The 15,481-nt window shown below is 42.2% G+C and carries 15 protein-coding genes and 1 pseudogene; 5 read left to right on the top strand and 11 right to left on the bottom strand.

Going from position 1 to position 15,481, the window contains the following annotated elements; all coding sequences use genetic code 11:
• Positions 1 to 14 precede the first annotated feature (14 nt).
• Positions 15 to 278, bottom strand: coding sequence for a hypothetical protein (locus tag AC5JM2_RS16560; RefSeq protein ID WP_495835959.1), 264 nt, complete (start codon positions 276 to 278; stop codon positions 15 to 17).
• A 42-nt stretch (positions 279 to 320) separates the two neighbouring features.
• On the opposite strand from AC5JM2_RS16560, the pseudogene AC5JM2_RS16555 reads away from it, so the two are divergent.
• Positions 321 to 521 (top strand): annotated as a pseudogene (locus AC5JM2_RS16555) (IS701 family transposase); the annotation flags it as partial.
• A 309-nt stretch (positions 522 to 830) separates the two neighbouring features.
• On the opposite strand, the gene AC5JM2_RS16550 reads toward AC5JM2_RS16555, so the two are convergent.
• A complete protein-coding gene (locus AC5JM2_RS16550; RefSeq protein WP_495835958.1) occupies positions 831 to 2,048 on the bottom strand; it encodes an acyltransferase family protein in 1,218 nt (405 codons plus the stop codon).
• 582 nt (positions 2,049 to 2,630) lie between these two features.
• On the opposite strand from AC5JM2_RS16550, the gene surE reads away from it, so the two are divergent.
• Positions 2,631 to 3,311: a 5'/3'-nucleotidase SurE gene (gene surE, locus AC5JM2_RS16545; RefSeq protein ID WP_495835957.1), complete on the top strand. Its 681-nt coding sequence runs from the start codon at positions 2,631 to 2,633 to the stop codon at positions 3,309 to 3,311.
• 8 nt (positions 3,312 to 3,319) lie between these two features.
• Here surE and AC5JM2_RS16540 read toward each other — a convergent pair whose 3' ends face one another.
• From AC5JM2_RS16540 to fraI, 3 genes are all read right to left on the bottom strand, one after another.
• The gene (locus tag AC5JM2_RS16540; protein WP_495835956.1) at positions 3,320 to 3,997 is read right to left on the bottom strand and encodes a sugar transferase; all 678 of its coding nucleotides are present in this window, start codon (positions 3,995 to 3,997) and stop codon (positions 3,320 to 3,322) included.
• Between the two features lie 717 nt (positions 3,998 to 4,714).
• Entirely contained in the window at positions 4,715 to 6,466 is a 1,752-nt protein-coding gene (locus tag AC5JM2_RS16535) for an ABC transporter ATP-binding protein (protein WP_495835955.1), read from the bottom strand.
• Between the two features lie 335 nt (positions 6,467 to 6,801).
• Positions 6,802 to 7,491, bottom strand: coding sequence for a septal nanopore formation protein FraI (gene fraI / locus AC5JM2_RS16530; RefSeq protein ID WP_210616545.1), 690 nt, complete (start codon positions 7,489 to 7,491; stop codon positions 6,802 to 6,804).
• Positions 7,492 to 7,755: 264 nt separating this feature from the next.
• On the opposite strand from fraI, the gene galE reads away from it, so the two are divergent.
• A complete protein-coding gene (gene galE / locus AC5JM2_RS16525; protein ID WP_495835954.1) occupies positions 7,756 to 8,754 on the top strand; it encodes a UDP-glucose 4-epimerase GalE in 999 nt (332 codons plus the stop codon).
• A gap of 113 nt (positions 8,755 to 8,867) precedes the next feature.
• On the opposite strand, the gene AC5JM2_RS16520 is transcribed toward galE, so the two are convergent.
• The 3 genes from AC5JM2_RS16520 to AC5JM2_RS16510 form a co-directional block, all read right to left on the bottom strand.
• The gene (locus AC5JM2_RS16520) at positions 8,868 to 9,551 is read right to left on the bottom strand and encodes a hypothetical protein (RefSeq protein ID WP_495835953.1); all 684 of its coding nucleotides are present in this window, start codon (positions 9,549 to 9,551) and stop codon (positions 8,868 to 8,870) included.
• Positions 9,529 to 10,752, bottom strand: a complete 1,224-nt coding sequence (locus AC5JM2_RS16515; RefSeq protein WP_495835952.1) for an urease accessory protein UreH domain-containing protein — start codon at positions 10,750 to 10,752, stop codon at positions 9,529 to 9,531. The genes AC5JM2_RS16520 and AC5JM2_RS16515 overlap by 23 nt, the downstream gene beginning before the upstream one ends.
• Positions 10,753 to 11,056: 304 nt before the next feature.
• Positions 11,057 to 11,524 (bottom strand): hypothetical protein, encoded by a 468-nt coding sequence (locus AC5JM2_RS16510; RefSeq protein ID WP_495835951.1) that lies wholly within the window; start codon positions 11,522 to 11,524, stop codon positions 11,057 to 11,059.
• A gap of 138 nt (positions 11,525 to 11,662) precedes the next feature.
• On the opposite strand from AC5JM2_RS16510, the gene AC5JM2_RS16505 reads away from it, so the two are divergent.
• Positions 11,663 to 12,760, top strand: coding sequence for a M28 family peptidase (locus AC5JM2_RS16505; RefSeq protein WP_495835950.1), 1,098 nt, complete (start codon positions 11,663 to 11,665; stop codon positions 12,758 to 12,760).
• Entirely contained in the window at positions 12,744 to 12,917 is a 174-nt protein-coding gene (locus tag AC5JM2_RS16500; RefSeq protein WP_495835949.1) for a hypothetical protein, read from the top strand. The genes AC5JM2_RS16505 and AC5JM2_RS16500 overlap by 17 nt, the downstream gene beginning before the upstream one ends.
• Before the next feature lie 369 nt (positions 12,918 to 13,286).
• Here AC5JM2_RS16500 and AC5JM2_RS16495 read toward each other — a convergent pair whose 3' ends face one another.
• From AC5JM2_RS16495 to AC5JM2_RS16485, 3 genes are all read right to left on the bottom strand, one after another.
• Positions 13,287 to 13,550 (bottom strand): SemiSWEET family sugar transporter, encoded by a 264-nt coding sequence (locus AC5JM2_RS16495; RefSeq protein WP_495835948.1) that lies wholly within the window; start codon positions 13,548 to 13,550, stop codon positions 13,287 to 13,289.
• 211 nt (positions 13,551 to 13,761) lie between these two features.
• Positions 13,762 to 14,073, bottom strand: coding sequence for a WD40 repeat domain-containing protein (locus tag AC5JM2_RS16490; RefSeq protein ID WP_495835947.1), 312 nt, complete (start codon positions 14,071 to 14,073; stop codon positions 13,762 to 13,764).
• A gap of 2 nt (positions 14,074 to 14,075) precedes the next feature.
• On the bottom strand, positions 14,076 to 14,741 hold the full coding sequence (locus tag AC5JM2_RS16485) for a toll/interleukin-1 receptor domain-containing protein (protein ID WP_495835946.1): 666 nt from the start codon (positions 14,739 to 14,741) through the stop codon (positions 14,076 to 14,078).
• Between the last annotated feature and the right edge of the window lie 740 nt (positions 14,742 to 15,481).

Genomic DNA, 15,481 nt, shown 5'->3' with positions numbered 1-15,481 from the left:
TATTCACAATGCTTCTAGTACCGTTCCAGCCTCGTAAATTGGCAAAGGTATTGTTCTAGTGGAAGCGTTTTTAAATTGTTGCCTGAAACCTTTTTGAGAAAGCGGTTTCCTACGAATTCATAACTTCCAACCTTCTTTCCCAAAATTAAAGACTCAAGCTGCTTCAACTTACCAATTTCTCTAGGTAACTCAGTCAACTTCTGTCCCGACAAGTCTAACTCTCGCCAACCCTCAGCCATCGCGCGATCTATCAGTACCAATAACTCATCCTGCGTCATAATTCCAAGGAAAAGGGTAAAAGGAAACAAGATTGATCAAAAGGGATAGGTTTAGTTAACTGTGCTTATGTTAATCCAGAAATCGGTCAATTTTGGGTAATTGACTACCTGATTTATGATCCGCAAGGGGATGGGAAAAGCAAGCTAGACCATGTGGAAGATATGCTTCAAGGTATTGTGTATCATAAGCTATTGCCTTTTTATACAGTATTAATGGATAGTTGGTATGCCACTAATAACTTGCGGACGTGAAGCTCGTCAGGGGAGAATTCCCCCAACGAGCTTCACGGAATTGCGTTACGGTGCGTAAGTCTTAGTATTTCACCTGATACTGGTCAATTTACACTTTTATAAGACGGATACATGCAAGATCTGAGCGCCCAAGGGACGCGACTACACGCCCCCAACGAATGAAAGAAACACCATTTCCCTGTTAAGCGTTCCCTGTTCTCTGTTCCCTGCGTTTCTTGAGAGATTAGTTATTAGTAAGATACTTTCTCCCTTGCTCCCTGTTCGCTTCCCCTCCGCTTCTTCTTTGACTCTTTACTGGAATTAATTGACTGCATCTTTTACCTTGCGCTTTTTCAAAAAATTAGACATAAATGGTCTCTCAAAAGCTAAGTAAAACAAGTAACCAATGAGTAAAGACAGTGGTAAAGCCACCAGATAAAATATTACGATAAACTCAGTTGGCGACATGTGAAGATTAAGAAGGACATTACCCACCACTGTTACTACGACTCCGTGAGTGAGATATAAACTGTAAGAAAATGTTGAGAGTGCAATTGCCCAACGACTCTCAAATAACCGCAGAACGAGAGGTGTATTTTTGCCTTTTATAACTGAGTTGGTACAGTAAACTAGTAGACAAGCTGTTGCCAAACCACAAAAACTATCACTAATCCAAGAATTAAATCCCATTTTTTGCGATCCGGTTATCATGGCAACAACTCCCAGTGTTTGCGCTCCGGCTATCAGGGCAAGAACAATGAATACAATCGCAAGCACGTTCCAAGGCAACGAGTTTCTGATCGCAATTAACTTTGGTTTTTCGGAAAAAAGAATATCTGCTGCTGCCATACCTAAAGCAAATAAGCCGAGAAACCAAGGATGAGCTGCTTCCAAAAATCCATTAAAAAGATATAACGGTGCTACGCTAATTAAAAAAGCACTGATAACAGCGGGAAATAAGCCGAAACGCCGCCATATAGGTAACAATAATAGTGGGAATAAAAAGTATATTTGCCACTCAGTTGCAACTGTCCACATAGGTGTATTAATAGAAGCCAGTGTGTCACGAGTGAAGTTGTGAATGAGTAGCAAGTGTGTTATTACGTCAAGAGGGGAAAAGAAAACATGAAATTCTCCATATTCCGGAGATTCATGCCACTTGAAATTAAAAAAGTGAATAAATCCTAATATGATGACTGCTGTTAGCAAACTAAAAAACAGAGCAGCATAGTAAGGAGGTAAGATTCTACGCGATCGCCGTTGGATATAATCCCACAAACCTCCAGAAAGATAACCCTTTTGCGAACGGGCTACCGGTAGCATCAAAACAAAGCCCGAAAGCACAATGAAAATCGCTACAGCAAAATTTCCATATCTAAAAGTTCTGCCTATAATTTGCAAAAATACAGGTACTTGTTCTCCCATATATCGATTTATGTGGACAAGAACCACATATAGAGATGCCAATCCACGTAAACCGTCTAAAAAATGAAGACGCAGTCTTTGTTGTGCAGATGTTCCAGATTTTAATACTTCCATGAGCAAGAACCAATTTCTGAATTTATCAATTTAATTAATATTTCTTAAACAATCCAATTGTCAATCTACTAAGCAGTTGGTTGACAAAGCACGTATTTACAACAGTAAGAAAATCTTTGAGAATTAATTATAAAGATCTAAACAAGAATCATGATTTTTTTTAAATCTTTATTTCATCTCTTTTGAGTGTATATTAAGTCATTCAATACTTATACTATACGTTATTTTTATAACTATAGTATAAGTAATGATTTGGATAATTTTGCAGTTTTTTCACGAGTTACATAATATACATTGACTTTACCACCTATCTACAGCTACCTCTATGCATGTAAACAAAGTTGCTAGTTTTTAAACAACACTTCAGTATAAATACAAGATATAATAGAGTATTTTTCAATACTTTATTATATCTTGTACTTAAAATATATTTTCTATAGTAACTAGCAACTTACCTTATGTATTGAAATTTGTTTTGAGAAGAACGCACACTGTTGCTGGTTGAGCAATTGCTTTTAAAGCAAATTTGCTTCAAAATCGGTCTTGTTGCTTATATTTGTACAAGTCCTAAGTAGACAATCTATGACTTTGATTCTCACCAACGATGACGGGATCGACGCTCCAGGTATTCAAGCGCTCCTGAAAGCTGTAAATGGTAAAGAAGTTATAATAGCCGCTCCCAGAGATCATCTTTCTGGTTGTGGACATCAAGTCACCACCACTCAACCAATTCATGTCCATCGTCGCTCTGAAAACGAGTATGCTATTGCAGGAACTCCGGCTGATTGCACCAGAATTGCAATAACACATATTTGCACAAATGTCCAATTTGTATTATCCGGAATCAATGCTGGAGGTAATATGGGCGTGGATGCCTACATTTCCGGGACTGTCGCCGCTGTCAGGGAAGCAGCTATGCATGGCATTCCTGGTATTGCAGTTTCTCGCTATCTTAAAAAGAAGCTGAATGTTGATTGGGATGTGGTAGCACGTTGGACGAGTTCTGTTTTAGCTGACTTACTCAATCGTCCCCTAGAACCGGGGACTTTTTGGAACGTAAATTTACCTCATCTGCTTCCAGGAGAACCAGATCCAGAAGTTGTGTTTTGCCAACCCTGTACCAAACCATTACCCATCAACTACCGGATTGAGGGGAATGATTTTTATTACGAGGGTGAATATGGTAAGCGCGATCGCACTCCTGGCAGTGATGTTGATGTGTGTTTTTCTGGCAAAATAGCTATCACCAAATTGAAGGTTTAATAACTTCCTTAAAAAGCTCCCACTCGACCAACGATCATGAAGAATGTCTTCACAATCAGTAATAAGTCGTACATTGGATACCATTTGTTTTGATACTGCAAATCTAAGTCCACAACTTGCTCAAAATCTTTTATCTGAGAACGACCGTTAACTTGCCATTCGCCTGTCAAACCTGGTTTAACATTTAGGCGTTGCCAGTGACGTTGATTATAGTGAGACACTTCATCCTTTGTTGGTGGACGTGTCCCAACTAAACTCATTTCCCCTACTAGAACGTTCCAAAACTGTGGGAGCTCGTCTAGACTTGTACTTCTTAAAAAGCGACCTATTCTTGTGACTCGGAAATCATTTTTATTTTTAAAAATTAATCCATCAGCTTCATTGTGCACCAAAGATTTTAACTTCTCGGCATTTGAAACCATAGAGCGGAATTTCCGGATACGGAATGAGCGCCCGTATAGTCCGTAACGTTCTTGTGTGAAGAAAATTGAACCAGGACTATCAATTCTAATTGCTATTGCTATTGGTACAAACAAAATCGATAAAATTAGTAGTCCTACTAAGCTTCCCACAATGTCTAAAAATCGTTTCAACCTAGAATTCACTGATGGATGAGCAGTTAGTTGCGATTCCCAAGTATCCACCGTTGCACCATCAACAGTTGTTGTGCAGGATATCTGATACATTCTGATGCCAATTATATTTAGCGAATAAAATATGGTTATTTAGCGTAATTAGAATATAAACCTAGCTCACCAGAACCAAACGAAGTTTAACCGTAGATTCACTGAATCTTCATCAAGACTCTTGGGATCATGATTTTTTATAAATTTTAGTTAAAGCAAAATAAACATATCTTATGTAAGATGAAAAGTCGTTAAAAATGTAGATATTTCATATATATGTCTTAAAATTTGCACCCAGCAAGTGCGTTCACTAGGTTTTACAAAACTCAGATAAACTACATCCTCCTAAAGAGTCGATTTTATGAAACTTATTGCAAAAATATTAAATATGCGGTGTTTCGCTTCGTGAAACATCTGGCGAGATTCTTTTACTTTCAAGAAACACGCTTAACAGGGAACAAAGGAGATGGTGTTTCTTTCATTCGTTGCGGGCGTGTAATCGCGCCCCTTGGGCGCTGACATCTTGGCTCATTCTCAACAAAACCTAAAAAACCAGGTTTGTGAACGGAAAATTAAGGTTTCTATGAGTAGGTATTCTCAAGAAACTCGGTTTTTCAATCAGGTGCAAGATCTCAGCGCCTAACTCGCGGCGATAAGCTGGAGGCTTGACGCTACGCGTATCGCGCAAAGCAATAGACGCGCTGTTGGCGTATCGCTCCCGCAATATATAAAAAACACGATTTTCCTGTTAAGCGTTAAGCGTTAAGCGCAACAAGTCTAATGCAATAATTCTTCTATCTGATGCTGACTCCATAAAGTTTTATACATTCCAGGCTGCTCCAAAAGTTCTGTGTGCGTGCCCTTTTGAACGATTTTCCCCTTGTCCATGACGAAAATACGGTCAGCAGTAGCAGCAGCAGAAAGTTGATGAGTGATGAAAATGACTGTTTTTCGTTGCGCACCACCAGAAAGATTTTTCAAGATGGCTGTCGCAGTTTGATTATCCACACTGGAAAGAGCATCATCTAAAATTAACACTGGGGCATTAACTAGCATTGCCCTAGCCAAAGCAGTACGTTGGCGTTGACCACCAGAAAGAGTAATGCCACGTTCCCCAACTATGGTTTCATATTGTTGGGGAAAATTAGTGATTTCTGGGTGAATTTGCGCCATCTTGGCAGTGTATTCCACTTGTTGTTGTTCGCTGACAGGATCGCCGTAGCGAATATTATTTTTAATTGTTGTACTGAAGAGAAAGCTATCTTGAGGGACATAAGCGATCGCACTTCTTAAATCAGCCAAGGCAATTTTGGTAATGTCCACTCCATCCAAAAACAACTGTCCCGGCTCAATATCCAACAATCTTGGCACAGCATTTGCCAAAGTCGATTTCCCCGAACCAATAGCGCCTACAATTGCTACAGTCTCACTAGGAGCTATGGTGAAATTAATGTCACACAGTGCGGAAGTGGTGGAACCAGGGTAAGTGTAACTCAGGTTTCTTGCTGTGAGTTTTCCTTTGACTTGATGTAGTGGTAAGTGAATCGTATCTTGTGTATCTTTTATTTTGGGTGTGACAGTCAGAATTGTCTCAATGCGGTCAATACTCACCTCACCTCGTTGGTAAGAGGTGATAGTGAATCCTAACAAAGCCGTCGGAAACACAAGACGCTCTACGTACAAAAGTAGTGCGATAAAATCACCAACAGCCAGGCTTCCATTGGCAATCCTTGTGGAGCCTAACCAGATAATGATAAAAGAACTCACCGTGGCTAGTCCACCAATCAGTGGAAACAGCGTGTTTCGACTTTTTGCCAATTTGAGATTAGCCTCCAGTAGATCCCGATTTCGATTGGCAAAGGCACGACGCTCGTTTTCTTCCTGAGAGTAAATTTTTATTAAAGTCATACCACTGACATCCTCTTGAATCAGTGCACTGATGTCAGAGATCCTCTCCTGTACTGCGGACTGTTGTCTGCGTAAGCGATCACTAAACAAATATACTAAGAGAAACATGAAAGGATAGACTGCTAGTGAGGCTAATGTCAGATCTACACTCAGACCCAGCATCACTGGTAAGGTGAAAACGTAGGCAAATAAGGTATTTACCAAACTCAGGACTGCAAAACCCAACAGCCGCCGGATATTGTCCACATCGCTTGTCGCCCGACTAATCAAATCGCCTGCGCTATTGATGGCAAAATACGACGGTTCCAGTTTCAATAAGTGTTCAAAAATCCGTTGTTTCAGGTCAAATTCTACCTGACGCCCGACGCCAAACAGCCAAATCCGAGAAGCGACCCGGATGAACCACATGGCTGAAGTGAATAATACAATTTGTATAACAACATATTTGATTTGATTAAAGTTGAATTCTACTGAGAGTCGGTCAACAGCAGAGCGAATCAACAGAGGGATATAAACACCCAAACCATTCACTATCAACAAGGCAATAATGCCAAATGTTGCGTCCCGCCAATGAGGGCGTAGGTATGCAAAAAGCTTAGATAGTCGTCGTGAATTTGCCATTCAAGGAATTACGCAACATCTTCATTTTACTTTAAAGTCCCAGTACTTTCTGGCACATTCATAAAATTAGGGGTGTAAGGGAATAAGGGGAGCCAGTGCGTTCGACGAGCAGGCTACGCTAAGAGGCAGGGAGAAAAGGAGAATTTAATTCATTCACGTCGTGGATCAGTTTTCTCCCTGCTGCCTGCTGCCTGCTGCCTGCTCCCTACTGCCTGCCTCTTTAATCATTAACGTTGCATTTTTTGGCGCCAATGAGCGTAAACTTTGTCGTTTCTCAAAAGAATAAGGTCAGCCACGAGACTGACCTTATGAGTACTCATTTTCTCAATCTACACTTAACGACCACGTAGGAAAGTGTATATCTGATTAAGATAACTTTCCCAGACTCGTGTTGTTATTTGCAGTGTTTCCGCATTGGGTACAAAATCTTCTAACCTCAACCCCCTTGTTCTAATAGCTTGTGGAGTTTGCAACAGATATGGTGTTGTTCTGATGTCAGACATTCTTGAGGCATAGGTAATACCATCGCTGGTTACGGTAGTATCTTGTCCTAATGCGACAAGTGTCTCAGATGTTGGTGTTGCTGGTACCATAGACGAAGCTAGCCGCACATTTTGGATAATTTCCTGATTGGCTAAGTATGGTTGCCCCACCATTGCGACCGGTGACCGAACTAGGAAGTAAGCGACAGCTGGTGTACTTGCTAACAACAAAATTGTCAGCGCCCAGCCGAGTAAGTATCCTCCTGGTTTGTCCAGTGTGCCTCCGCTTTTCATCCTCTGTGCTGCAAATATCATCAGCAAGATAGATGCTCCCAGAGGTTTGAGCGGAAACGACACTACCCCCCATAATGAAGCAACAGCTGGTTCATTAGGGTTAATGAACGACAGCAGTACGACAAGCAACAGAATGACTAAGATTAATCTCCCAACAAAAGTCCCTGAGGGATAAAATCTCTGGAACAAGCTGTATATGATAGTGCCAACAAGTAACCACAGTAATACCCGACTTAACAGTACAAACATAAATCAATTAACTCTCAAATCCTTTTTTGCGGTCGGTTTTATAGGTTTTGGGCAGTGGGGTTATTCTACCGTCAAATTGTAATCGTACTGTTATCTGACTTCAAATACCTCACAGCCTCACACCACGAGAACCATCGTAGTGATTTTAGAGCAATTTTTTACAACTGCGTCTACTATCAGTAATTTTCCAGATTAGCAACCTACCTCCTGTAAATTAAATTAATTTTAGTAGTCATCAAATCAATCAAGTCAAAAGGAAAAACTATGTCGCCTGGAAAACCCACTATTTTGGTGACCGGGGGTGCTGGATATATCGGCTCCCATACAGTGCTTGCCCTTAAGCAAGCAGGTTTTGACGTGATAATACTCGATAATCTCGTTTACGGACACCGGGATTTGGTTGAAAAAGTTTTACAGGTAGAACTTGTAGTGGGAGATACTGGCGATCGCCCCCTGTTGGATGATTTGTTCAATACACGAGCGATCGCCGCCGTGATGCACTTTTCGGCTTATGCCTATGTAGGAGAATCCGTAAGCGATCCTGCAAAGTATTACCGCAACAACGTTCTCGGCACCCTAACTCTGTTAGAAGCCATGCTCGCAGCGTCTGTTAAGAAATTTGTATTTTCTTCTACTTGTGCAACATACGGGGTACCTGAAGTTATACCAATTCCCGAAGACCATCCGCAGAATCCAATTAACCCTTATGGTGCTACCAAGCTGATGGTAGAACGGATTCTTTCTGATTTTGATGTTGCTTATGATTTTAAATCAGTACGGTTCCGCTATTTTAACGCCGCAGGTGCCGCTCCCAATGGCTTACTAGGAGAAGACCATAACCCAGAAACCCATTTGATTCCCCTTGTCTTGCAAACTGCCTTAGGTAAGCGCGAATCTATCTCGGTTTTCGGCACTGATTATCCCACGCCAGATGGAACGTGCATTCGAGATTATATTCATGTCAGCGACTTAGCAGACGCCCACGTTTTGGGATTGGAATATTTATTGAAAGGCGGCGATAGCGAAGTTTTTAATTTAGGAAATGGTAACGGCTTCTCAGTTAAAGAAGTTATTGAAGCTGCAAAACAAGTGACACAAAAAGATATCAAAGTCGTGCAGTGCGATCGCCGTCCCGGTGATCCACCAGCACTCATTGGCACTAGCGAGAAAGCCCGAAAAATCCTAGGCTGGCATCCACAATACTCTTCTATTGAGGAGATTATCACTCACGCTTGGCAGTGGCACCAGAGACGTCATCAGTAGAGGAGAGAGGGAAAGAGGGAAAGAGGGAAGAATATTTTTCCACACTCCCTCACTCTCACACTTTCTCACTCTCACACTCCTTCACTCCCACACTCCCACACTCCCACACTCCCTTACTCGCCTTCTTTCCTTTTCACCATGCGCAGTACCCCGAAGAAGACGCCAACTGCTAAAAGAAGTGAGAGGGCGATCGCCCAAAATGGCACTCCCTGAGTTCGCTCTTCGGTGACATTTTGATTGACATTCCGCACAGTTTGTGATTCTAGTACATTATTATTTGTTGCTGAACCAACTGCCACGGTAACTGGAAACTTTAGCTCAAATGGCTGGAAACTCTTTCCATCTTTAGGTTTACCACTCAGTTGTAGCTGATACGCTCCTGGTCTAGGAAAAGTTATTTCTGTGCCAGGTATGCCTTGAAACCGTTCTACTGAAACAGCTTGTAAGGACGGTTCAATGAGTGGTGGTTCACTAGGTGAGTGAGGTTCAGCGTAAACAGCTAATTGACAATTACACTCTGCTAAAGGAATAACTTTTCCACCTTTGCGAGTCAGAGCAAACCAGGTTTTTGCTGGCTCTCCGGCGCGGGGGTTATCATTTGGTTCTACGTGTAAGGTCGCGCCAACATCTCCTTCAGTCTTGACCTTGTGGGCAATGGCTGGGGAAGCTAGAGTTAAAAATAAAACTAAGACAAAGAGTAATAATACTTGCTTTTTTAGACTCCTCTTTGCTGCGCTCAACCCCTGTCGGGGGTTGGAGGGATCACATCTTTTCCTAGGACTTTTTTGAGGGAACATAAAATTTCTGTAAAGACAACATTGACCAGAAAAAGCGCCAACGCACTAGCAACACAACCAAGGTGACAATTCCCAGAAGCACTGCCGCTAATTTATTCTCCCAGGTAACTTGAGAAGAACCCAAATAGTGGGAGCCAATTATCACAGCATGAATCGCACTTAATAGTAAAGCTGGCACGCTTAACAAATGAATTGCTCGCCAGCGCTTGCCTAAAGACTTCTGCAAACGGTCAAAACTGGTGAGGGCAGGGGGAGTCATCAGCGCCAGTGCTACAGCACCCAAAGCCATGCCCACCTGATAATCTGGTAGCAAGAACAAAAAGGCTGCAAAATTCCATTGCAGTGAATGTTCCATCATGTGGACAGTGTGAGCCAAAGACAACACAAAAGCACCAACTCCCAACGCACGACGATAACGCAAAGGTGCTGCCCACAAGTTGCTGATGGGACGAGCAACAAGCGCTAAAATTAAACAAAATAACGCTCCATGTCCGGTGTAATCTACCATTGTGTCGCCAGTCCGCAACAGGGTTAGCACACCAATTGTGAGAGTTACCCAACCACCCATGCGAAACAATTGACTGCGCCTGTCTTTACTAACCAACGATGTAGACACACCCACACCTAACATTGTAGGCAAAGTTCCGATCCCAAATGCCAGCATTGTTGCTGCACCCATCCACCAATTGCCAGTTTCCGCAGCTTTAATTTGAGCAGTGTACAGAAAACCACAAGGCATTAAACCCCAAGTCATACCCAAAAGCGCTGGTGTCCACCATTTGGTTTGTAGAGAAAGCTTAATCATTCCTTGACTGAGGTAGTTTTGTAAACGACCTTGTACAAGAGGGTGCAGCAATGGAATTCGAGGCAAAAAGTCAGGTTTTATTTGTCCAATACCAAACCAAATCAGCAAAATGCCAGTAATAATCGCTATCCAATGGCGTACTTGGCTACCAATTCCTGCCATTTGTCCACTGGCAAGCAATACCGAACCAAGCGCCCCAATCCCCGCACCAACGAGAACATAGCTCAACATCCGTCCCAAGTTTAGTAATGTGTGAAACTGCAATTGCTGTCGCCAACGGGGAGTTTCCTGCTTATGAGATAGGGAAAACGCAACTGCCAAGGGACCACACATGCCAACGCAATGTCCAAAACTTCCTAGGAATCCAAGAGCTAGGATGAGTAATAAATTTATCATCAGTTATTAAGCAGTTATAAAAAATAAAAAATGAAATTAAAGAAGATATAGCAGGGAACAGGGAACGCTTAACAGACTTGAAACTCTCTTGGTGACCGTGTTTTCTCATTAGTTCGTGTCCTAATCTACCTGGCGACTGCTATAAGTAAGTGGGTTTAATTAAATATAAGATGTAGTGCGGGCCGGACAGCCCGCGAGCGAGACGCTCGCACTACTGCTATCTACGAATTAATTACGCTTATCTACTTGTGCGAACAAACACTATATTTTTTATTTTACTGATACTTTTATCACTTAATTATTCCTAATATTTCTGCATACTTTTTCCAGGAATATCTATAATTTCAGTGTCTTGAATCAATTTTCCGTTAAAAATCAAAGCTTCATGAGTGTTCGTATTTAAACTAACAGTAATGCGGTTTTTACCAGGCGGCAATTTTTCTAAATAGTACCAGTTACCATACAACCTGGTAAGCTTTTGTCCATTTACAGAAAGATGAGCGTGACCTTCTCCAGGTTTAGCTGTTGTATTAACGTTTTCTGGTGCAAAGCGAAAGTTAGTCACTTTTACCTCCAAATTCCATCCTTTCTTGGTATCTTGATGCACAACTAAGTCAACTGAGGGTACAGGTTGATCTGGAGAAATTTCCATTGTCTTGTGAGGATTTGTACCATTACTATTTGGAGTGTCACCTCTGGCAATTGTTAAACTGTTTCCCAGTACCGTTAGGCAAATTAATGCAGTAGATGCTAGAAAAATTTTTTTGAACATAACTGAAAATTGAAAAGTTTCATGAGGAACTTTACATGAAGTGAGTTCTTCTGTCAAAAGACACGATGTCAAACTTAGTGTTTGCGCTATCCTATCTCAGGAGCGACTACTCTCCCCCTAACCTTTTTTATGAGATATATGAAAAAACGGTTTTGGCTGTTGCTTGTGCTACTAGTGACAGTGGTTGTCATAGTAGTTACTAACGTGTTTCTTAAACAGGATCGGGAGTCAGTTATTTATAGTATTAGAGTTAACAATCCTGTCACTGCAAATCAAGATACACAAACACCAACACAAAAAGATACACAGATAGACAATTCTTCTGCGTCTTTGCATCCCCCCATTTCTGCTTCCTTACAAGTTTCTAGTGATAAGTTGTTTGCCCATATTCTCAGGTTAAATTTTACACGAAATACTCCACCAGAGCGATCGCGCACTCGCGCCTACATCACAGCTGAACTCAAAAGAATGGGCTGGAAACCCAAGTTAGAAAAATTTGCAGATGGGGTTAATATTTTCGCGGAAAAACCAGGAACTGACAAAAATGCAAAAGCAATTTTGGTAGGCGCTCATTACGACACTGTTTATTTCTCTCCTGGTGCTGATGACAACGCCAGTGGTGTTGCTGTGACTCTGGAAATTGCTCGACTTTTTGGTTCGCGTCCCACCCCCAGAACGTTGCAACTCGCTTTTTTTGACAAAGAAGAAGCAGGACTTTTAGGAAGTAAAGCTTTTGTGACAAACAAGAAACATCTGGAAAACTTGCAAGGCGTGATTATTATGGATATGGTGGGTTTTGCTTGTCACACTTCTGGCTGTCAAAAATACCCAAGGGGAATACCCGTGACTCCACCCAGTGATAAGGGTGATTTTTTAGCCGTGGTAGGTGATACAGAACATTTACCACTGCTGAGTGCTTTTCAAAATTCACAGATGCTTCCTGCAATCTCCTTTAATAAGGCAACTACGGGGGAAACAGGTTTGCCAGCCGTGCTCACACTGCCAGTACCCCTCAAAGGCTTGCTGACACCTGATACTCTACGCAGCGACCACGCTCCATTTTGGTATCAAGGAGTGGGAGCAGTTTTGGTTACTGATACCGCAAATCTACGGACTCCTCATTATCACAAACCCAGCGATGTTCCAGCAACTATTGATCGCGAGTTTTTTGCGGGGGCAGCGCAGGTTGTTGTGAATGCGACTAGGGGATTATTGGAAAATGGCAAGATTGAGTGATAAGAAAAGCACCAGGCGACTAGAAGTCGCGCGCCAGATGCTTCAAGTCGGCAAAGCCGCCCAACGCACTGGCTTGGCTACACAGGCAAAACCCACCTGCGTGGGTTCAAATGCTCAATTTTTTGTTAGTCCGCGCAGGCGGACTTTGTTTGTATAGCCGCGATTTCCAATCGCCAGCTTCGCGATCGCACTTGTGTAGATTCCATGTTGATTTGACCTCACCCCCGTAAAGCTACGCTATGGCTAACGCCACGCTCCGCTATCACGTCCCCTCTCCTTAGTAAGGAGAGGGGAGGTTTTGGCGCAAGACAAAACCGGGGTGAGGTTATGCGACAATTGTGGACGAGAAAAGCATAGATTCCACGTTGATTTAACCTCACCCCCGTAAAGCTACGCTTAACGTCCCCTCTCCTTAGTAAGGAGAGGGGCGGTTTTGGCGCAAGACAAAACCGGGGTGAGGTTATGCGACAATTGTGGACGAGAAAAGCACTTGAAGTGTATCAGAAGAACGAGTGTTTGATTTAATTTACTTGTACTTAATTTTCAGCACCAAAATCATTCCGGCAAACAAAAAGGTGACAATGTTGGCGGCAATGATGGGAATATCGTGAATATAAGCGCCATACACCAACCATAAAATAATACCTGTACACAGAACAACCAGCATACTCCAAGAAAGGTCGTGAGCTGATTTTGACTTCCAGGTTTTGATCAGTTGGGGCAAATAGGCGATCGTAGTGAGTACTCCTGCTGTTAACCCTAAAACGGTTATGAAATTAGATTGCTCCATTTGAGTTTGCTCTCTCTCGTTTTTTTTAGATAAATGAGCAAGTACGAGCATTTGACCTTTGGGTACACATTATCATAATTAAGCAGAGTCTATCTATCAGCTTTCGATTGTTTCTAGCCATTTTTCGACTAACAGCCTGTATATTCCGAGTAACTGGATGTATGCATTTGTAACATTACCAGAAATCAACAAACGCATTCCATGTGATATCTTATTGACTTCCAATCCCATCACACAGGTGCCGATCGCTCTCACTCACATTCGGGTTCGTCTGCAAATAATCACGCACCCAATCACAACCGCGCACCAGTAAATCGTCGAGATTCAAATTCCATTGCGACCACAACCGTACCGTCTTGTCCGAACTTGCAGAAGCGATGGTTTTGCCGTCAGGACTCAAAGCTACGCCCCAGACCGCTTCGCTATGACCACTCAAGGTTTTGAGCAATTGCCCTTGCAAATTCCACAACCGTACCGTCTTGTCCCTACTTGCCGAAGCAATTGTCTTGCCGTCGGGACTCAAAGCTACGCTTCTCGCTTAACTTTGTTTCGTTCTTCAACAAGATCAAAAGTCGTTTCTGCTAAATAAATAGTGGTTCCAGTAGATGCAACAGGAGTTGATTCAACAGCACCGTTGTGTTCATGACTGGAAAAACTATCTAGCATTTGTTTAATGTCATAAGCCAAATCGTTGATTTTCGTCCAATAATTGCGTTCAGCTTCAAGACCAAATATCTTACTAAATTCAATCGGTCTACCAGAGTGATCCCACTGATAAAACTCATACCCCAGAAGTTCTTGGACTTCCGGGGGGTGTTCATTTCGAGCAATTGGGGTTTTGATGACTTTAAAAATCCGTGATTTCTCCGCAAGACGAACGCCACCAGTCATCGCAGCAGCCTCACAAAATTTCTGCAATTCCTTGATACACCACTCTGACTTTACATACCTGGGTGATAGTACAGAAAGCAGCAACACCACCTTGGAAAATCGTTCTACAATCGTATCGCCAAAGTAATCATTGCCTTGCAGTTTTTCATCTCGCCAAATCTTAGGTTTTTCTCCCCGTAGTTGTGCCAAACGGATTTCCAACGCGCGATGAAAATCAGAAATCCATCCTTCCTGCCCTTGACTCAGCGGCTGGTTATCAATGTGGGCGTAGCTAATAAAAATGTCATCTTCAAAACCCATCACTTTTTCGACTTATAGTGCTTCTCGGCTGCATGCAATACACGGCTGTACTTAAAGTGCATACAACTTCTCTACACTAAACAATGCCCACTTTACAGAAAATAGCTGTAAATTAACAGTACTGCTTTTATTTATAAACACCCGTAGGGTGGGCATTGCCCAAAAGCAAATGAGATGAGTGCTTTAGATATTTGTAGGCAATGCCCCAATACGGTTCAGATAAGAAATTTGCTCGTGTTAGCGCTTTGCGCGGCGAGAAAGTTGGAGCAAGGCAAGCAGGGTGCAAGGGAGAAACCGATTCACACAGGATCAGTTTCTCCCTTGCACCCTGCTCCTTTGCTACCTCAACAAATAAATGTCTTAACTCCTAACTTGCACATTTTAGAACCGTTATACAGTAAGGCTTTGAGAAATCTTATAAAAATGTGCTTGTTTCATATTTTGCGGGAGCGTTAATCGCGCCCGTTGGGCGCTCACATCTTGCACCTGGAAAAATTAATGTCAAAACCACAACTACGTGCAAGGGGAATCAATCGCTGAATATCAAGTAAAAGAAGAGACACGACTATTTGAGGAAAAATAGATTCCTTAGCAGTTTGTATAGCCTCACCCCAATCAGGTGGTAATGGGAAGTGAATTTCCAGATAAGTCCAATGAGCTATGAGGTAAGCAGTAAGAGAAAGAATATCCCTCTTCTGTCACTTTCCGGAGTAAGCAAGTAGTAAATAAGTTAAATTATC

This window comes from Brasilonema angustatum (assembly GCF_059505445.1).
Note: the sequence above shows the minus strand (reverse complement) of the source record. Positions and strands in the feature narration are given on the sequence as shown.